The sequence below is a fragment of the Pseudomonadota bacterium genome (assembly GCA_039028155.1).
Taxonomy (GTDB): Bacteria; Pseudomonadota; Alphaproteobacteria; order SP197; family SP197; genus JANQGO01.
In genome coordinates, this window is sequence record JBCCIS010000011.1 from 36,953 (window position 1) to 54,390 (window position 17,438).

General features: G+C 63.4%; 17 protein-coding genes. 9 read left to right on the top strand and 8 right to left on the bottom strand.

The window, feature by feature from the left end; translation table 11 throughout:
- Window positions 1-3 precede the first annotated feature (3 nt).
- Window positions 4-1,266 (top strand): peptidoglycan DD-metalloendopeptidase family protein, encoded by a 1,263-nt coding sequence (locus AAF563_08120; protein MEM7121223.1) that lies wholly within the window; start codon window positions 4-6, stop codon window positions 1,264-1,266.
- Here AAF563_08120 and AAF563_08125 read toward each other — a convergent pair.
- Genes AAF563_08125 through AAF563_08135 form a run of 3 tightly spaced genes read right to left on the bottom strand, consistent with a single transcriptional unit; the run spans window position 1,263 to window position 4,029 of the window.
- Window positions 1,263-2,117: an ATP-binding protein gene (locus tag AAF563_08125; protein ID MEM7121224.1), complete on the bottom strand. Its 855-nt coding sequence runs from the start codon at window positions 2,115-2,117 to the stop codon at window positions 1,263-1,265. The two genes, AAF563_08120 and AAF563_08125, sit on opposite strands and share 4 nt — an antisense overlap.
- Window positions 2,114-2,824, bottom strand: coding sequence for a glutathione S-transferase N-terminal domain-containing protein (locus tag AAF563_08130; GenBank protein MEM7121225.1), 711 nt, complete (start codon window positions 2,822-2,824; stop codon window positions 2,114-2,116). The genes AAF563_08125 and AAF563_08130 overlap by 4 nt, the downstream gene beginning before the upstream one ends.
- Window positions 2,821-4,029, bottom strand: coding sequence for a CaiB/BaiF CoA-transferase family protein (locus AAF563_08135; GenBank protein MEM7121226.1), 1,209 nt, complete (start codon window positions 4,027-4,029; stop codon window positions 2,821-2,823). Before AAF563_08135 ends, AAF563_08130 begins: the two co-directional genes overlap by 4 nt.
- 345 nt (window positions 4,030-4,374) lie before the next feature.
- On the opposite strand from AAF563_08135, the gene AAF563_08140 reads away from it, so the two are divergent.
- The 5 genes from AAF563_08140 (at window position 4,375) to AAF563_08160 (ending at window position 8,571) form a co-directional block, all read left to right on the top strand.
- On the top strand, window positions 4,375-4,977 hold the full coding sequence (locus AAF563_08140; GenBank protein MEM7121227.1) for a response regulator transcription factor: 603 nt from the start codon (window positions 4,375-4,377) through the stop codon (window positions 4,975-4,977).
- A 269-nt stretch (window positions 4,978-5,246) separates the two neighbouring features.
- Complete coding sequence (yajC, locus tag AAF563_08145) at window positions 5,247-5,621, top strand: preprotein translocase subunit YajC (protein MEM7121228.1); 375 nt, start codon at window positions 5,247-5,249, stop codon at window positions 5,619-5,621.
- 9 nt (window positions 5,622-5,630) lie between these two features.
- Window positions 5,631-7,211, top strand: coding sequence for a protein translocase subunit SecD (gene secD, locus AAF563_08150; GenBank protein ID MEM7121229.1), 1,581 nt, complete (start codon window positions 5,631-5,633; stop codon window positions 7,209-7,211).
- 9 nt (window positions 7,212-7,220) lie between these two features.
- Window positions 7,221-8,189 carry a protein translocase subunit SecF gene (secF, locus tag AAF563_08155; GenBank protein ID MEM7121230.1) on the top strand — a complete coding sequence of 323 codons (969 nt, stop codon included), beginning with the start codon at window positions 7,221-7,223 and terminating at the stop codon, window positions 8,187-8,189.
- Window positions 8,190-8,202: 13 nt separating this feature from the next.
- A complete protein-coding gene (locus AAF563_08160) occupies window positions 8,203-8,571 on the top strand; it encodes an Mth938-like domain-containing protein (protein MEM7121231.1) in 369 nt (122 codons plus the stop codon).
- 60 nt (window positions 8,572-8,631) lie between these two features.
- Here AAF563_08160 and AAF563_08165 read toward each other — a convergent pair whose 3' ends face one another.
- The 4 genes from AAF563_08165 to hpnC form a co-directional block, all read right to left on the bottom strand.
- Window positions 8,632-9,138: a urate hydroxylase PuuD gene (locus AAF563_08165; protein MEM7121232.1), complete on the bottom strand. Its 507-nt coding sequence runs from the start codon at window positions 9,136-9,138 to the stop codon at window positions 8,632-8,634.
- Between the two features lie 346 nt (window positions 9,139-9,484).
- Window positions 9,485-10,696 (bottom strand): hydroxysqualene dehydroxylase HpnE, encoded by a 1,212-nt coding sequence (hpnE, locus tag AAF563_08170; protein MEM7121233.1) that lies wholly within the window; start codon window positions 10,694-10,696, stop codon window positions 9,485-9,487.
- Window positions 10,693-11,556, bottom strand: coding sequence for a presqualene diphosphate synthase HpnD (gene hpnD / locus AAF563_08175; protein ID MEM7121234.1), 864 nt, complete (start codon window positions 11,554-11,556; stop codon window positions 10,693-10,695). The genes hpnE and hpnD overlap by 4 nt, the downstream gene beginning before the upstream one ends.
- Window positions 11,553-12,389, bottom strand: coding sequence for a squalene synthase HpnC (gene hpnC, locus AAF563_08180; GenBank protein MEM7121235.1), 837 nt, complete (start codon window positions 12,387-12,389; stop codon window positions 11,553-11,555). Before hpnC ends, hpnD begins: the two co-directional genes overlap by 4 nt.
- A 55-nt stretch (window positions 12,390-12,444) precedes the next feature.
- On the opposite strand from hpnC, the gene AAF563_08185 reads away from it, so the two are divergent.
- Window positions 12,445-13,296 carry a phytoene/squalene synthase family protein gene (locus AAF563_08185; protein ID MEM7121236.1) on the top strand — a complete coding sequence of 284 codons (852 nt, stop codon included), beginning with the start codon at window positions 12,445-12,447 and terminating at the stop codon, window positions 13,294-13,296.
- 6 nt (window positions 13,297-13,302) lie between these two features.
- Here AAF563_08185 and trmFO read toward each other — a convergent pair whose 3' ends face one another.
- Window positions 13,303-14,649 carry a methylenetetrahydrofolate--tRNA-(uracil(54)-C(5))-methyltransferase (FADH(2)-oxidizing) TrmFO gene (gene trmFO, locus AAF563_08190; GenBank protein ID MEM7121237.1) on the bottom strand — a complete coding sequence of 449 codons (1,347 nt, stop codon included), beginning with the start codon at window positions 14,647-14,649 and terminating at the stop codon, window positions 13,303-13,305.
- 265 nt (window positions 14,650-14,914) lie between these two features.
- Here trmFO and AAF563_08195 point away from each other — a divergent pair, with 265 nt between their 5' ends.
- On the top strand, window positions 14,915-16,072 hold the full coding sequence (locus tag AAF563_08195) for a 2'-deoxycytidine 5'-triphosphate deaminase (GenBank protein ID MEM7121238.1): 1,158 nt from the start codon (window positions 14,915-14,917) through the stop codon (window positions 16,070-16,072).
- A 121-nt stretch (window positions 16,073-16,193) separates the two neighbouring features.
- The gene (locus AAF563_08200; protein ID MEM7121239.1) at window positions 16,194-17,330 is read left to right on the top strand and encodes an extracellular solute-binding protein; all 1,137 of its coding nucleotides are present in this window, start codon (window positions 16,194-16,196) and stop codon (window positions 17,328-17,330) included.
- Window positions 17,331-17,438: the final 108 nt, after the last annotated feature.

Below are 17,438 nucleotides of genomic sequence, written 5' to 3' on the forward strand. Positions count from 1 at the left end.
AAGATGATCTGGCGGGGATTGCTCCTTCTGCTGGCCTCGGTGGCGCTGGCGGCCTGTAATCAGGGTCCGCCGCCGGTGCCCTACACCACGTCCGCATTCGACACGTCCGTGCCCGCCACGCCCGGCGCGGCCGCCGAACCGGCGGTGCCCCTGCCACAGCAGAAACCGGGCACCACGATCACCGTGGTCCCGTCACCGCCAGTGCCCGCTTACAAACCCGGCAGCGAACCCAGCACGGTTGTCGTGATCGCCGAGCCCGAACCGGCGCCGCCGGTCGAGGTGATCGCCGAGCCGGAGCCGCAGACTGTCTTCGTCGATGAGGAACTCGTGCTGGCGCCGCCGGCCGCGCCGGAAGGCCAGGACGTCAAGGTCCAGGCCGGCGACACGGTCTATGCGCTGTCGCGCCGTTACGGCATCGCGGTGCGCGATATCATCCAGGCCAATAACCTGGTGCCGCCCTATCACCTGCTGATCGGCCAAACCGTGCGCTTGCCGGCACAACGGACCCACGTGGTGCGCGGTGGCGAATCCATTTACGGCATCTCGCGTCTCTACGGCATCACGACCAGCGAGCTTGTACGCGCGAACGGGCTGAACCAGCCCTACCAGCTTTTTGTGGGCCAGCGGCTGGTATTGCCCGCCGGTGACGGATCGGTGCCGGCACCGACGACGCCCGCCACGCCGGCGACGCCGACCACACCCAGTATCGAGCCGGCGGAAACCACGGTCGTGGTCGAGGCGCCGACACCGGAACCGCCACCGTCTCCGGCGCCTTATACCGTGGCCGGCGTGCCGCTGCCGCAGGTGAAACCCACTGCGCCGGCCGTGACTTCGCCGGCCGTGACTGCGGCGCCGGTCAATGTTGCCGATATCCCCGCGCGAACAGGTGGCAAGTTCTCCTGGCCGGTCAGGGGGCCTGTCCTGTCGTCATTCGGACCGAAGGACAACGGCTTGCACAACGACGGCATCAACATCAGCGCGCCGGCGGGAAGCCCGGTTTTCGCCGCCGAAGACGGCGTGGTCGCCTATGTGGGCGACGAACTGGACGGCTACGGCAATCTGGTCCTGTTGCGCCACGGAGACGGTTGGGTCACCGCCTATGCCCACAATGCCGACGTCCGCGTTGCGCGCGGCCAGCGGGTGATCCGTGGCCAGGTCATCGCCAGCGTCGGCACCACCGGCGGCGTCGGCGGGCCGCAGACCCATTTTGAGATAAGGAAAGGGTCGGAAGCCGTCGACCCGATGCTCTACCTGGAGCCGCTCTAGGTCGCAGCGCCCAGCCGTCCCGAAAGGTCCTGGACGAATTGCCAGGCGACGCGGCCGGAACGGGCGCCGCGTGTTGTCGACCATTCGAGAGCCTGGGCTTTCAACTCCTCGTCGCCAATGGAAAGGCCGAAGTGATCGACATAGCCCTTCACCATGGCGAGATAGGTGTCCTGATCGCAGCCATGGAAGCCCAGCCACAGGCCGAAACGGTCCGATAGCGAAACCTTTTCCTCGATCACCTCGGCCGGATTGATCGCTGTTGAGCGTTCGTTCTCCATCATGTCGCGCGGCATCAGATGGCGCCGGTTCGACGTGGCGTAGAAGATCACGTTTTCAGGCCGACCCTCGATGCCACCCTCCAGCACCGCCTTCAGTGATTTGAAGGTCGTATCGTCGGTTTCGAATGACAGGTCGTCACAGAACAGGATGGCGCGCCGACCGGTCGCGCGTAGCAGATCGAGAAGGCGCGGCAGACCGGCGATGTCTTCGCGGTGGATTTCGATGAGCGCGAGGGAACCTGGCTTGTCGGCATTGACTGCCGCGTGCACGGCCTTGATCAGGCTGGACTTGCCCATGCCGCGCGCACCCCACAACAGAGCGTTGTTGGCGCTGAGACCGTTGGCGAACCGGCTGGTGTTGCCGTGCAGGATGTCGCGCACCAGGTCGATGCCCTTAAGCAGATCCAACGGCACGGCGTTGACTTTGGCGACCGGCTTCAGGTCGGCGTTCTCGGCGTCCCAGACGAAAGCATCGGCCTGATCGAGATCGATCGCGGCCGGCGGCTGTGGCGCCAAGCGATCGAGCGCGTCGGCGATGCGCGCCAAAAGCGCGATTTTATCGGTATCGCTCAACGTCCGTTCCCGTCGTTTGCCGCCGTTGGCTGGGCGCGCTGATTGAACAGGATCTGGCGCTCCTCGTCGCTCGGCGGCGCGTTGCGGCGCTGATCCTTACCCAGATCGACACCGCGGCGGACAGCCGGGCGCTCCTTCACGGCCTGACGCCAGCGGGTAACGTTGGGAAACTCGTCAAGCGGTTGGCCCATTGCCTTGGCGATCAGAATCCAGGGGAAACTCGCCATGTCCGCGATCGAATAGTCGCCCAGGATGAACTCGCGGTCCTCCAGCCGGCGCTCCAAGACGCCGATGCAGCGGTGGTACTCGTCGGCATAGCGTTTCTGGCCATAGTGCTGATCGTCAGGCGCGTAGTTGAAGAAGTGGCTATGCTGGCCGGCCATCGGCCCAAGATTGCCGACCTGCCAGAACAGCCATTCGCGCAGCTCCTTTTGGCCGCGCCGATCCGGCGGCACAAAACGCCCGGTCTTCTCCGCCAGATGCATCAGAATGGGACCAGACTCGAAGATCGGCAGGGGGGACTCGTCGTCGTCGTGATCGACAATGGCCGGCATGCGGTTGTTCGGACTGATCGCCAGGAACTCCGGCGCGAACTGATCACCCTTGCCGATGTCGATGGGGATCATGCGGTAAGGCAAGCCGCACTCCTCCAGCATGATCGAGACCTTCCAGCCGTTGGGTGTCGGCCAGTAGTAGAAGTCGATCATGCGGCCACCGGGTCGGTCGGCTGACCGAGCACGCCGTCGCGGCGCAGCGCCGCGATGTCGTCGTCGCTGAAGCCGACCTCGGCCAGGATTTCCTCGCCGTGCTGACCCAGATCGGGACCGCCGTGGCGGTGTTCCGTCGGCGTCCCGGAAAAACGGGCAGGGGGACGCGACTGTCGCAGGCGTCCGGCCATCGGATGCTCGATCTCGTCGACGATGCTCTGGGCGACGATCTGAGGATGGTCGACCACCTCGGTGCGGGTCAGGACCGGCGCGCAGGGAACGCCCTCGGCCTCCAATCGTTCGAGCCAGTGGGCTGATGTGTTGTCGATCAGGACCTCCTGGGTCAGGGCCAGGCGGTCGTTGATGTTGTCCTGGCGCAACGCCGGCGTCAGGAAGCGCGGGTCATCGAGCCACTCCGGACGGTCAAGCGCACGCGTCAATGCCAGCCACTCTTTGTTGGCCTGAACGGCGGCGCTGATATAGCCGTCCTTCGTTTCGTAGATCAGGTCGATGAAGCTCGCCGCTTCCTGTTGCGGAAACTCGCCGCCGACGAAGGTCTGGCTGCCCATGTCCGAGCCCCACAGGAACGACACGACACTGGCCAGCATCGAGACCTCGACATGCTGACCATGGCCGCTGCGTTCGCGTGCGAGCAGGGCCGCCGTGATCGCCTGGGACGCTGTCACGCCGGTCAGCTTGTCGGGCAGGATGGTGCGCACCAGGCGCGGGCGCTCCTCATCGGACCCGGCCTGCACCGTCGCCAACCCGGAAAGCGCCTGGACCAGGGGATCGTAGACCGGCTTATGCGCATAGGGACCGTCCGGCCCGAAGCCGCTGATCGAGACATAGACCAGATCGGGACGCACGGCGCGCAGCGCCGCCTCGCCGATCCCCATGCGGTCGACGACACCCGGCCTGAAGTTCTGGACAAAGACATCGGCGCTGGCGACCAGACGCATCAGCGCGTCGATGCCGCGCGGGTCTTTAAGGTTTAAGGCAACCGACCGCTTGTTCCGGTTGTTGTTGAGGAACGAGGCCGAGAAGCCGTTTCTTAGATTGGAGGACTCCCGCGTGTGATCGCCGCCGTTGGGGTTCTCTACCTTGATCACGTCCGCCCCCTGGTCGGCCAGCATCATGGTGGCGTAGGGGCCTGAGACCATCGCGGTGACATCGATGACACGAAATCCGTCCAAGGGACCGGGCATAAAGTCCTCCTTCGGTACACTTATGGCGATGCATCTATCAGCCCTCGCAGACTATCTCAACGGGTGTGCCGACACGGGCGCGTGACCATCGGTATCATTTAGCAGGCATTCTGGGCTTATCCCCAGGGGGACTCCTGCGAATTGCCGTATCCAACGGGGTACGTCGTCAGACTGGCACGATACCTGCTTCTAGCTATTCCGAATGTGCAGCCCGTACCAGCCGGGTAACGGCGGGTCGACGGGTGAGGGTTTCAGGCTTCAGGACCAGGGGTAGTTGACATGAGCTCCACCGAAACGAACGCAACCGTTGTAATCGTTGATCCTAACCGCCTTTCGCGGGAAGGCATGATCCGCCTGTTTGACAATTCCAGCTTCGAGGTTATCGGCCAGATTGCCTCCCTGACCGAGTTCGTCGACGGCGACTATGGCCCCGAGGAACCCAGCATGTTGATCGTGAATGCCCCAAATCGGGACAACGAGACACATGCCAAAATGGAACAGTTGCGCAAGGACAAGCCGGAGATGAAGCTGGTCGTCCTGGTCGACGACCTCGATCGCAAGGTGCTCGGCGACTACTTTGGCGCCGGCGTTGACGGCTATCTTTTGAAGGACGTGTCGCCCCAGGCGCTGCTCGCCTCGCTGAAGCTGGTCCTGACCGGCGAGCGCGTGTTCTCCTCCGGTCTGATCCCCATGGTCATCGAGCAGGCTGGCGCGCGGGGCATGGGCGACCAGCTCGGCCGTTCGGTGGATGGCGTCGACCTCTCCGACCGCGAGACCGAGATCCTGCGTCATCTGGCCGCCGGCGAAGCCAATAAGGTCATCGCCAATCAGCTCAACGTGGCTGAGGCGACCGTCAAGGTTCACATCAAGCACATTTTGAAGAAGACGGCCGTGCAGAACCGCACACAGGCCGCCATTTGGGCGATCAACAACAGGATCGCCGCCTAACCAAGTCCTCCCTTAAGGGGGTCGAGCGCGTAAATCGGCGTTGAGCGGAACGGCAGAACCGCTCAACGCCGACCCTTTTTCTGGCCCGAAGTATCCCTGCTGAGCAGGGATGGTGAGGCCACCGCCTCCAGTCATGGGCGTCCCTATCAGTATCACCGAAGGTTGAAGCCGATTGGGGCGGATCTGAGACGACTTTGTGGTCGTCGCGCCGCTTGCATTGGGGCCGCGTGTGGCTATAGTCCGCCGTCCCTTTCCGACAGGAGAAACGCATGCTGATTTCACCGGCATACGCACAGGCCGGCGGCGGCGGCGCCGGCGGATTTGATCCGATCTTCATCTTCATGATGGTGGCCATGTTCGCGGTCTTCTGGTTCTTCGTGATCCGGCCGCAGCAAAAGCGCGCCAAGGACCACCGCCAGATGCTGGGTGCCCTGAAGCGTGGCGACCAGATCGTGACCAATGGCGGTATCATCGGCCGCATTGCCCGCATCGAAGGCGACGGCGTGCTGCTGGTCGAGATCGCGCCTAATGTGAAGGTCAAGTGCCGCCAGTCCATGATCGCCGATACCTATCAGCGCACGGAAGCGCGGGACGACGATCGCGACGACGACAAGGACGAAAAAGAAGAAAAGAAGGACTCGTAACAGGCCTCGATGCTTCACTTCCCCGCCTGGAAGATTACCGTCGTCGCTGTCGTTTGCGCGCTCGGCATACTCTTTGCGCTGCCCAATCTGTTGCCCAAAGACAGTCTGGACGGACTGCCGGACTGGCTGCCCCATAAGCAGATCAGCCTGGGTCTCGACCTAAGGGGCGGTTCCTATGTTCTCCTGGAGGTCGAAAGCGAGACGATCCTGGAAGAGTGGCAGGAATCGATCGAGGGCGACTTCCGCGCGATACTGCGGGACGAACGCATTGGCGTGCGCTCACAAGGCTGGGGCAATCAGCAACTGGTCATGATGCTGCGCGAGGCAGCCGATCTGGAGGCGGCCCGTTTGGCGGTGCAGGGTTATGACGACGATCTCGTGGTCGATTTCGAGGACGACGGCACCATTGCGGTCGCGTTGACCGAGCAGGGCATCAACGAACGCATCAGCAACGCCACCGAACAGGCCATCGAGATTCTGACACGCCGCCTCAACGAGTTCGGCGTCAGCGAGCCGATCATCCAGCGCCAGGGGCTGGACCGGATCATCATCCAGCTGCCGGGCATCAGCGATTCCAGCATCATCGATCCGGACACGGTCGCCAAGCTGACCTTCCGCATGCTCGACAACGAGACGCCGCTCAACCAGGCACTGGCGGGCGATATCCCGGCGGGCTCCGAGCTCTTGAAAGAACACCGTACCCCTGAGCAGATTGCGGCTGGGGTACCGGATCAATACTACGTCGTGCGCAAGCGGGTCATGGTCAGCGGCGAGCACCTGACCGACGCGCAGCCATCGTTCGAGCAGGGCCGCCCGGTTGTTTCCTTCCGCTTCGATAGCGCCGGCGGCCGACGTTTCTGCGACACGACAACGGAGAACGTCGGCCTGCCGATGGCGATCGTGCTGGATGACGAAGTCATCAGCGCGCCGCGGATCAACGGCCCGATCTGCCAGGGGGCCGGCGTCATCACCGGTAACTTCTCGCCCGAAGAGACCAACGATCTCGCGGTCCTGCTGCGCGCGGGCGCCTTGCCGGCGCCACTGTTGATCCTGGAAGAGCGCACGGTCGGCCCCAACATGGGCGCCGATCAGGTGCGCGCCGGCGAGATGGCCGCTGTCATCGGTCTGGTCGCTGTCATCGTCTTCATGGTGTTGAGCTATGGCCTGTTCGGCATATTCGCCAACGTGGCGCTGGTCGCGAACATCATTCTGATCGGCGGGGCACTCTCTACCTTGCAGGCGACGCTGACACTGCCTGGCATTGCCGGCATCGTCTTGACTATCGGTATGGCGGTGGACGCCAACGTGCTTATCTTCGAGCGAATACGCGAGGAGATCGCTAATGGGCGAACGCCCTTCAACGCGGTCGATGCGGGCTACAAGCGCGCGCTGACGACGATTATTGACGCCAATGTCACCACGTTTATCGCCGCGGCTTTGCTCTACACCCTGGGCGACGGGCCCATCAAAGGATTCGGCGTGACGCTCGCGATCGGCATTCTGACATCGCTCTTCACGTCGATCATGGTGACCCGCCTGTTCGCCGTTCTGTGGCTGCGACGCCGCCGGCCGCAGGCGCTGCCGCTTTAGGACGATGCCATGAAACCGCTCCGCCTCGTCCCAAAAAACACCCACGTGCCGTTCATGCGCTGGCGCAACCCGGCGATCGGCCTGTCGGCGCTGGGCATTGTGGCCTCGATCGTTCTGTTCCTGGTCATGGGCCTCAACTTCGGCATCGATTTTCGCGGTGGCACCTTGGTCGAGGTGCGCACCGAAGGCCCGGCCGATATCGAAGGCATGCGCAATGCGCTGAACGCGCTGGAGTTGGGCGAGGTGTCGCTGCAGGAATTCGGCCAGGATACGGACGTTCTGATCCGGATCCAGCGCCAGGATGGGGATGAAGCGGCCCAGCAGGCGGCAGTCCAGATCGTGCGCGACGTCTTGGACACCGATTTCGGGCCCGTGGACTACCGGCGTATCGAGTTCGTCGGACCCCAGGTCAGCGACGAACTGATCGAAAAGGGCATCATGGCCGTCCTGATCGCGCTGGGCGCGATGCTGATCTATATCTGGCTCAGGTTCGAGTGGCAGTTCTCTCTGGGCGCCGTCATCGCGCTGCTGCACGATGTCATCTTGACCATCGGGCTCTTTTCACTCACCCAGCTCGACTTCGGCCTGCCCATCGTGGCCGCGCTTTTGACCATCGTCGGCTATTCGATGAATGACACGGTCGTCATCTATGACCGCGTGCGCGAAAACCTGCGCAAATACAAGAAGCTGCCGTTGGTCGATTTGCTCGACAAGTCGCTGAACGACACCCTGTCACGTACCATTATGACCAGCGGCACCACGCTGTTGGCGCTTTTCGCCCTCTATTTCTTCGGCGGCGAGGTGATCGCCGGCTTCACGCTGGCGATGATCTGGGGCGTCATCATCGGTACCTATTCCTCGGTTTTTGTCGCCGCGCCGCTGCTGCTCTATCTGCGGCCCGGCCGGCGCGTATTCGACAGAGACGAGGACAAGGCCGAAGACGGCGAAGAGGACGCATCCGCGGACGCCACGCCCTAGATCGATGCGGGATATGACGCCGGATCCCGAACGCAGCCCAAAGCTGGTGCAAGGTTATGGTGACGGCGGGTTTCGGATTTCGGGCCAGCGCTATGAAGGATCCCTGATCGTTCTGCCGTCCATCGTCCATGCCTGGCCGATTGGCTCGATCAGCGAGGTGACGGCGGAAAGCCTGATCCAGGTCAGCGAAGCTGATGATCCCATCGACATCCTGTTGATCGGAAGCGGGCACGGGGTGCCCCGGATCGACGAGGCCGTGCGCAACGTGCTGCGACCGCGCGGCATTGTCACCGATGTCATGGATACGGGTGCTGCCTGCCGAACCTTCAACCTGCTGGTCGCCGACGCGCGCCGCGTCGCGGCAGCCATGATCGCGGTCTAGCCAAAATAAGAGCGGGACCCGAAGGCCCCGCTCCTTAGACAAAACGTTGCTCGTCAGAGATCACCACCACACATTTTGACCCGAAACCATGCAGAACAGCATGGGGATCGAGAGCATGGTGTTGGTCCGCGAGAACAGCATGGCTGTTCGGGCGGACTTCGCTTTCGTGTCAGCATCCGCCTCGACGATGCCTAGCGCCCGCTTCTGATTGGGCCAGATCACGAACCAAACGTTGAACCACATGATCGTACCCAGCCACATGCCGATACCGATCGGCGTGCTGGACCCTTGGTCAGTGATGCCAACAGCGATGGCGTCGACCAAGTAGCCATTTAACCAGGCCAAGATCAGACCGGTCACGATCGTCGCCATGGCACCCCAACGGAACCAGAACAGGGCCGCAGGCGCGATCACTTTGCCGATCGCCGGCTTTTGCTCGTCCGGAATCTTCGGCATGTTCGGGATCTGTACGAAGTTGAAGTACCACAACAGACCGATCCACATGACGCCGCTCAGGACGTGCAGGTAGCGGAACAAGAACATCCAGAAGCCATACAAGTCGTCCATGTTTACCCCTCAATCTGCCGGGCGCGTCAACCGACCGCGAGAATGATGATGGCGACGATGATCGTAAGAACAACGCCGGCAGTCACCGTTGCGGGTAAAGACTGAAGAATTTTCGCCATTGGTTAACCCCCACCACATCTAGATGGTTTTCCATAGTGAACGCCGTTCACCGCTATCAGTTGTAGCTGTTCGCTTTGCCCCTTTAGCGCTCGACCGGCGCTGATTTCCGACGAGCACCCAGTGTCGTCGGTCGTGTTCACGGGTGCCATTTAAGAGCCAGAAGGCGCGTCGTGTCTAGATTGAGAAGTAAATTCTTTCTAATTCACTCCCAACAAACGGACCTGGCTTAACCGGCCAGAGCCAGCTGCGCGGCCCGATTACCAGAGCGAATTGCGCCTTCGATGGACGCCGGCAGACCAGTGTCGGTCCAGTCGCCAGCGACGAAAAGGTTGGCGAGCGACGTCGCGGACGGCGGACGTCGGCGCTCGTTGGCGCAGGTTTGGGCAAAGGTGGCGCGCTTCTCTTTCACGATTCGAAAAAGGGGTAGGGGTTGGTCGCCCAGGTCCAAGGCCTGGGTGATGTCGCGCCACAGGATCGCGGCGATGGCATGGTTGTCCTGGGCCGCCAGATCATTGGCGGCGCTGACCGTGGCGGAAACGATCCCTTCGCGCCAAAAGAGCCATTGCGCGGTCGCGCCGACCAGGCCCATGGCACCGGGCCGGCCGTCTGCTTCGCCGACCTCCTTGACCAGGAAGTGTCCGTTGACGATCGCATTGTCGCCCTGAGGCGTCGTGAGGTCGGGAATGAGATCGCCGGCTGCTTTCGGGCCCGTGGCGACGATGACCGCGTCACCGTCGGTGAGCCTCAGGGATTGGTCGCCCAGGGACAGCATGGTCGTTCTGCCCTGTTCGATTGTGAGGCCAACAACCCGTTGGCCGAACGCCGTGCGCGCGCCGCGTTGCACCAGTCTGGCGAGTGCCGGGTCGACGAAACTCTCGCTCAGTCCATCGCGCGCCATATGCATCTGAAGGCCACGGCGGCCATGGCGGAGGATCTCGGTCAGCGTCTGACGCAGCATGCGGGCGGATGCCTGCTGGGGTGGTGTGTTGAGGATGGCGTACGTCATCGGCGCCCAGAAACGACGCATCAAAAGTCCGGATCCAAGCGCCTGGGCGACCGTGCGGTCCGTGCCGGGGAGAAACAGACTGAGCGCGCGCAGGAATTGCCACGGTCTGACGCCGGGCATGGAGCGTCCGGCCTCATAGGACCACCGTTCGCCGGTTTCCAGATCGGTAAAGCGATAACCGTCGAGGTCCAAGCGCATGACCGTCTCCCGCGCGCCTATGGCCTCGAGGTAGGCAAACGCGGCGGGGTTGGCGCCTAGCAGCACATGGCTGCCGTTATCAATCCGACGTCCCAAGGTGGCGTCGTCAAGCGACCGGCAGCGCCCGCCGGCTTGGGGAGTGGCCTCGATCAAGGTCACGCCAGCGCCTGCCTGGGCGGCGGTCAAGGCCGCCGCGAGCCCGGACACGCCCGCGCCAATGACGTAAACCGTCACAACAGCCCGTGATAGACGCCAATGGCGAGCTTTTCCGCAGCCGACAAGCGGGCCTTGTCACCGGTCTGCGGCCAGCCGCGCCGCTCCATTTTGCGCAGCAGTCGGCGATAGCTCACCATCATCACGACAGCAGGGCGGACCGCGCGGCGGTCGCATGCCGCCAGGGCATCGTCGGCTTGCTTGAAATAGCCATCGGCCGCCGCCGCCATGGTGCGGCAGACATCGCCCAGCGCGGGATCGTTCATGATCGTCTCGGGCGACAACGCCTCGATGCCCGCGTCGCGCAGCCACTCGTCGGGCAGGTAGACCCTGCCGTCAGCCGCGTCCTCACGCAGGTCTCTCAGGATGTTGGTGAACTGGAGCGCGCGGCCCAGCGAGCGGGCGAGCATCTCGCCGGCATGGCCTGTGGCACCGAAGATGGCGACCGACAACAGCCCGACGGCACCGGCAACGCGATCACAGTAAAGCTCCAGTTCGGCGAGGCTCGGACGGACGACGGGGCCGTTGGCATCGGTCGCGACTCCGTCGATAACGGCCAGCAGATCATCGCGTTGAATAGGAAAGTCTTGGCGGACATCGTTGAGAGTCCGGCCAAGAGATGTCGTTGGCGCGTTGTCGTAAACAGCGTTCACCTCCCGGCGCCATGCCGCAAGGCCTTGTTGTTTCTCGGTTTCGGGCGCCGGCTCGTCGGCAATGTCGTCGAGTTCCCGGCAATAGGCATAGACCGCGAACATGGCACGGCGCTTGGCGACGGGGAGCAAACGCATCGCCCAATAGAAGGAGCTCTTTGATCCCTGCACCAGGCGTTCGACATGGGCCCAGCTGTCGGCCTCGCCAAGGCTGTTGGTTGCTTGGGTCATCGCTGCCGCAAGCCCCGAAGCAAACCGCGGGCAAGGCAGACGGCGCGCTCGGACTTCGTGAGCGCGATGCGGTGCGCCAGAGGGTCGCCGCGCCTCAATCGGTTTCTTAGCCGGCAGGCGATCGCATGGATGACCGCCGCGTCGTAGCGCAGACGGCTGTGCCCGAGCAGGCCCGAGAGCGGCGTTGCCTGGGCCAGCAGGACATCGACGCCGTCCAGGCAACGGTCGAGCACCTTGCGCAGAGCAGGGCTCGCCCGATCGCTTTCCAGATCCTCGACCGACGCCCCTTCGGCGGCCAGCCAATCGGTCGGGATATAGACGCGGTCGATGCGCCGGCGGTCGTCGCCGCAGTCCTGGAGATGGTTCAGCACCTGAAGCGCGGCGCAAAGGGCGTCCGACGCCGGGTAGGCGGCGGCATCCTCGCCGGTCGTGTCGATCAAAAACCTGCCCACCGGCGCCGCCGAATAGCGACAGTAGAGCATCAGGTCGCTCCAGGTCCGGCAGCGTGGGTTCTCCGCGTCCCGGCGGAACGCCTGCAGCACGTGGCGCGCGTACTGATCGGTGACACCGGTCTGCGCCAGGCTCTCAACCAGCTGGGCGGCGGCTTGCTCTGGCCCGTCGGCCGGCTCCGCGCCATCCAGGACGGCCAGCATGCGATCCAGGCGGGTGCATTTCTCGACGTCCGTGCCGCCAGTGCCGTCGGCGATATCGTCGGCGGCCCGCGCGAAACGGTAGAACGCCATCACGTGCGGCCGGCTTTCCTTGGGCAAAAGCCAGGAAGCGACTGGGAAATTCTCCGATGTGTGGTCGCGGGACGGCGCTTGAACCTCCATGATCGTGCCACAATGTGCGGACGGAGCAGTCATTCCATTCGGGTCTGGGGGCAAAGTGGGCCGCGCTGACGCCAATCTGTCGGCATGTGCGGTCGCGGTCAAACGCTATGACCGCGACCGTTGGTTCTGCGCGCTTTTTGCGCCGCCCGACCGGCGCGAGGACCTGTTGGCCATTTACGCCTTCAACACCGAGCTCGCGGCGGTCCAGGACAAGGTCTCCGAGCCGATGTTGGGCGAGATCCGCCTGCAATGGTGGCGCGAGGCGGTCGACGGGCTCTATGGCGGCACGACGCGGCGCCACGACGTGGTGGCAGCACTCGCGCCGGCGATCGACCGTCACGATCTCGACCGGGCGCTGTTTGACGGGCTGATTGACGCCCGCGGGGCCGACCTGGAAACAATCCAGCCTGAGACCCTTGCGTCGCTGGAGACCTATGCGCGGCGCACCGCTTCCCCGGTCGTGGCGCTGGCGCTCGGTGTGCTCGGCATCAAAGCCAGTAATCTTCGCGCCGTGGCGGACGCCGCCGGTACGGCCCAGGCGCTAACCGGTCTGCTGCGCGCGACGCCGCACCTGCTGGCCGCCAATCGCATCCTGCTACCGTCCGACACCATGCTTAAACACGGTTTGAGCGAGCGCGACCTCAGATCAGGCAAGAACAGCCCGGCACTTGCGGCGACGGTCGAGGCCGTCGCGGACTTGGCGGATGAGCACATAGGACAGGCCCGCTCATTGTCGCGGGAACTGCCTGGCACGGCCGTTCCTGCGCTGTTGCCGGTCACGTTGGCGACCATCGACCTCGCCCGATTACGCCGGCTGGGCCACGACGTCTTCAATCCCAGAGTTGCTGAACGCGGGGCCGGGCGCATGCTTAAGGCGGCGCTCCACGCTATGACGAGGCGGATCTAGGGCAGCTTACTGTGCGGCTTCGGCCTCACCGAGCCAATTGCTGAGGTCGTGGCGAGCGCGGCTGACAAAGGAAGCGCGGCGCTCGGATTTATGCAGGCGCGGGTCGGGCGGTGGAAAGAGGCCGAAATTGCAGTTCATCGGTTGAAACGTCTTGGCGTCGGCGCCGATGGTCACGTGATTGAGCAGGGCGCCCAGCGCCGTCGTCGACGGCGGCGGAATGATCGCCCGCCCGGCGGCCTCCAGCACGGCGAAACGCCCAGCCAGAAGGCCCAGCGCCGTGCTCTCGACGTAGCCCTCGACCCCGGTGATCTGGCCCGCGAACCGCAGATGGGGCTGGCGGCGCAGTCTGAGCGCGCCGTCCAGGAGCCGCGGACTATTGATGAAGGTGTTGCGGTGGATGCCGCCCAGACGCGCAAACTGCGCCTCCTGAAGGCCGGGGATCATGCGGAACACCTCGGTCTGCGCGCCGTACTTCAGCTTGGTCTGGAAGCCCACCATGTTGAAGAGCGTGCCCAGAGCGTTGTCCTGGCGCAGTTGCACGACGGCAAACGGCTTGGCGCCGCTATTGGGATCGGTCAGGCCGACCGGCTTCATCGGCCCATAGCGCAGGGTGTTGCGCCCGCGTTCGGCCATGACCTCGATCGGCAGGCAGCCCTCGAAGTAAGGCGTGTCTTCCTCCCAGTCCTTGAATGCGGTCTTCTCGGCCGCCATCAAGGCGTCGATAAAGGCGTCGTACTGCGCCATATCCATCGGGCAGTTGATGTAGGCCGCCCGGTCGCCGGCCGGCCCCGCCTTGTCATAGCGCGACTGGAACCACGCGATATCCATGTCGATGCTGTCGCGGTGGACGATCGGCGCGATGGCGTCGAAAAACGCCAAATGCTCCTCGCCGGTGGCCGCGCGAATGTCCGCTGCCAGGTTCTCGGACGTCAGCGGCCCGGTGGCAACGATGACCTGGCCCCAGTCGGCATCGGGTAGGGCGCTGATCTCGGACCGCTCGATGGTGATCAGGGGTTCAGATTCGATGGCCTCCTGGACCGACGCGGCAAATCCGTCGCGATCGACCGCCAGCGCGCCGCCCGCCGGCACTTGATGGCGGTCGGCCGCCGCCATAATGACTGATCCACCGCGCCTGAGTTCCTCGTGCAGCAGGCCGACGGCATTGTTCTCTGCGTCGTCGGAGCGGAACGAGTTCGAACAGACCAGTTCTGCCAGGCTGTCGGTCTTGTGGGCTTCGGTGCCTTTGACCGGTCGCATCTCGTACAGCACGACGGGAAGGCCCGCGCGAGCGATTTGCCACGCGGCCTCTGATCCGGCCAGTCCGCCGCCGATGACGTGGATCGTTTGTCCCATGCAGGCGAGGTAGAACGCCGGCCCGGCATCGTCAACAGGTCCCGTTGTCGATCGAGACGAACCAACCCGTGGATGGAACGGTGTTCTTCACGCCGTGGAAAGTGAGGATAATGTTGCAAGTATTGGAAAATATTGGAGTCTTAGCCCTGACTTCATGTGGAACATTATGATGGCGGATTGTGACTGGATGGGCGGTTTCGGACCTTTCGTGGTCGCGGCCACCTGTTAGGTTACCCTCTCACGCGAACCACCGGACCGGCACGCCATGGCCCAGGCGCCGACGCCACTGTTTCCAAGCGCCGATGACGGCGACAAGGCGGAGGCTGGTTTCACGACCGGCGTCCTGCCGTCACAACGCATCCGCGACCTGATCGGCGCCGACATCCTGCCGGCGTCGCCACTGGACGACGACCAGATCCAGCCGTCCAGCATCGATCTGCGTCTGGGCGATGTGGCGTGGCGGGTCAGGGCGAGCTTTTTGACCGGCAAGCGCGCGCCGGTCGAGGGCAAGCTTCGCGAGCTCGGCATGCACCAGATCGATCTGGCCGGCGGCGCGGTGCTGGAGCGCGGCTGCGTCTACATTGTGCCGATCCAGGAAGAGCTCAGGCTGTCGGGCGACATCGCCGGCATCGCCAACCCGAAGAGTTCGACCGGCCGGCTGGATATCTTTACCCGCATCATCACCGACTACGGCACCGAGTTCGACCGCATCCCTAAGGGCTACAAGGGCAAGCTCTATGCCGAGGTTTCGCCGCGCACGTTCAGCGTCGTCGTCAGGCCCGGCTCGCGACTGTGCCAGCTCAGGCTACGGCGCGGCTCGCCCCAGTTCGGACGCGATACGCTGGAGCGGCTGCACGAGCAGTATCGGCTGGTCGATACACCCGACGGGGCCCAGACGATCCGCGAGGACTCCATCGCATTCACGCTTGATCTGGAAGGCGACGGCGCGGGGTCGCTGGTCGGCTACAAGGCCAAGCAACATGCCGACGTCATCGATGTCGACAAGAAGGGCGTCTTGGATCCCGAGGACTACTGGGAACCGATCCATGCCAAGCCGGGAAGGGGCCTGATCCTGAACCCCGACGACTTCTACATCCTGGCGACCCGCGAACGGGTCAAGGTGCCGCCCGAACACGCCGCCGAAATGGTCGCCTATGACACCCTGGTCGGCGAGTTCCGCGTGCACTACGCCGGCTTCTTCGATCCCGGCTTTGGCTGGAGCCCGGACGACGATGCGGGATCGCGGGCGGTGCTGGAAGTCAGAAGCCACGAGGTCCCGTTTCTTCTGGAGCACGGCCAGATCATGGGCCGGCTGCGCTACGAGCGCCTTATGCAAGTGCCCGACAAACTCTATGGCGCCGATCTGGGCAGTCACTACCAGGGCCAGGCGCTCGCTTTAAGCAAACACTTTCGGCGCTCTTGATCGTGTGGGATGCCGTTTTTGCGCGCGTCCGTGTTAGAATTTTTCGCGAGAGATCCTTCTCAACCGACAAACAAACGCAGCGCCGCCGCCCAAATCGACGCTGCCAATAAGGGAGTGCGACATGGACGTCAGTCAATTTCAGGACCTCTTGTTCAGCGGCAAGATTACGCGCCGCCAGGCCAAGAAGCTGATGGGAGCTTTCGGCATCGGCACCGTGGCAATGCCGATCCTGAGCAACGGTGCCCGTGCCTTCAACGAAGATCATCCGGTGTTCTTCACCTGGGCCGGCTACGACAGCCCGGAATTCATGATCCACTATGTCGAAAAGTACGGCGTCGAACCCAACTACACGTTCTTCGATGATGAAGACGCCGCCTTTAACAAGATGCGCGCGGGCTATGAGCCTGACATTCACTTTCCCTGTCTGACGGTTCTGCCGCTGTGGAACGATGCGGGCCTGCTGGCGCCGATCGAGACCGATCGGCTGTCCAATTGGCCGGATGTGATCCCCAGCTTCAAGGACCTGCCGGGCTCCGTGGTCGATGGCAAACGCCTGTTCGTGCCGGAAGATTGGGGACAGACCTCGATCATGGTGCGCGGTGACCTGGCGCCGGAGTACGCCGATCCGGCGAACCAGACGTGGAACGCGCTGTGGGACGAAAACTATGCCGGCCGGGTCTCGATGATCGACTACTCGACGGAGGCATCCTCGATCGCGGCCGTGATACTCGGCCTTGACCCGTGGAACCTGAGCGATGACGACCTGGCGAAGGTGCATCAGAAGCTGAAGGAGCAGCTTCCGCTCAACCGCTTGCTCGGCAGTTCGATGACAGAGATCGCCCAATCCATGGCGTCGGGCGAGATCATCATGGCGGTCGGCTGGAACTCGCTGATCTGGAATGCCCAGGAAGCCGATCCTGAAGCCCAATGGATCTGGATGAACCCGAAAGAGGGCGCGTTCACCTGGGTCTGCGGCTTGTGCATTCACCCCGCGGCGATCGAGCATGGCATGTACGAGAAGGCCCACGAGGTGATCGATTCCTTCATCTCGCCGGAAGCTGGCATCTTTGAAATCGAGAACTGGTACTACGGCCACGCCAACGTGAAGGCTTACGAGCCCTTCACCGACGAGTTCCTTCGTTCAATCGGCCTGGCCAAGGATGTCGATGCCTACCTCGCGTCGACCCAGTTTTACCGCTATCAGGCCAATGTCGATAAGATCGCCGTGATGTGGGAGGAGGTGAAGGCCGGCGTCTAGATTGCGCGCCAGCCTGCCAAGATTTGGTCATGAAGATGGCGGAGGTTCCATGCGGCCTCCGCCACTTTAGATGGTTTCACCCATGAATGGCGGTGTCCTATGATTACA

Bases quoted from the DNA above. Each gene is read 5' to 3' on its own strand.
- AAF563_08120 (MEM7121223.1), top strand. From the start codon at position 4: ATGATCTGGCGGGGATTGCTCCTTCTGCTGGCCTCGGTGGCGCTGGCG.
- AAF563_08130 (MEM7121225.1), bottom strand. From the start codon at position 2,824: ATGATCGACTTCTACTACTGGCCGACACCCAACGGCTGGAAGGTCTCG.
- AAF563_08135 (MEM7121226.1), bottom strand. From the start codon at position 4,029: ATGCCCGGTCCCTTGGACGGATTTCGTGTCATCGATGTCACCGCGATG.
- AAF563_08140 (MEM7121227.1), top strand. From the start codon at position 4,375: ATGATCCGCCTGTTTGACAATTCCAGCTTCGAGGTTATCGGCCAGATT.
- yajC (MEM7121228.1), top strand. From the start codon at position 5,247: ATGCTGATTTCACCGGCATACGCACAGGCCGGCGGCGGCGGCGCCGGC.
- secD (MEM7121229.1), top strand. From the start codon at position 5,631: ATGCTTCACTTCCCCGCCTGGAAGATTACCGTCGTCGCTGTCGTTTGC.
- secF (MEM7121230.1), top strand. From the start codon at position 7,221: ATGAAACCGCTCCGCCTCGTCCCAAAAAACACCCACGTGCCGTTCATG.
- AAF563_08160 (MEM7121231.1), top strand. From the start codon at position 8,203: ATGACGCCGGATCCCGAACGCAGCCCAAAGCTGGTGCAAGGTTATGGT.
- AAF563_08165 (MEM7121232.1), bottom strand. From the start codon at position 9,138: ATGGACGACTTGTATGGCTTCTGGATGTTCTTGTTCCGCTACCTGCAC.
- hpnD (MEM7121234.1), bottom strand. From the start codon at position 11,556: ATGACCCAAGCAACCAACAGCCTTGGCGAGGCCGACAGCTGGGCCCAT.
- hpnC (MEM7121235.1), bottom strand. From the start codon at position 12,389: ATGGAGGTTCAAGCGCCGTCCCGCGACCACACATCGGAGAATTTCCCA.
- trmFO (MEM7121237.1), bottom strand. From the start codon at position 14,649: ATGGGACAAACGATCCACGTCATCGGCGGCGGACTGGCCGGATCAGAG.
- AAF563_08195 (MEM7121238.1), top strand. From the start codon at position 14,915: ATGGCCCAGGCGCCGACGCCACTGTTTCCAAGCGCCGATGACGGCGAC.
- AAF563_08200 (MEM7121239.1), top strand. From the start codon at position 16,194: ATGGACGTCAGTCAATTTCAGGACCTCTTGTTCAGCGGCAAGATTACG.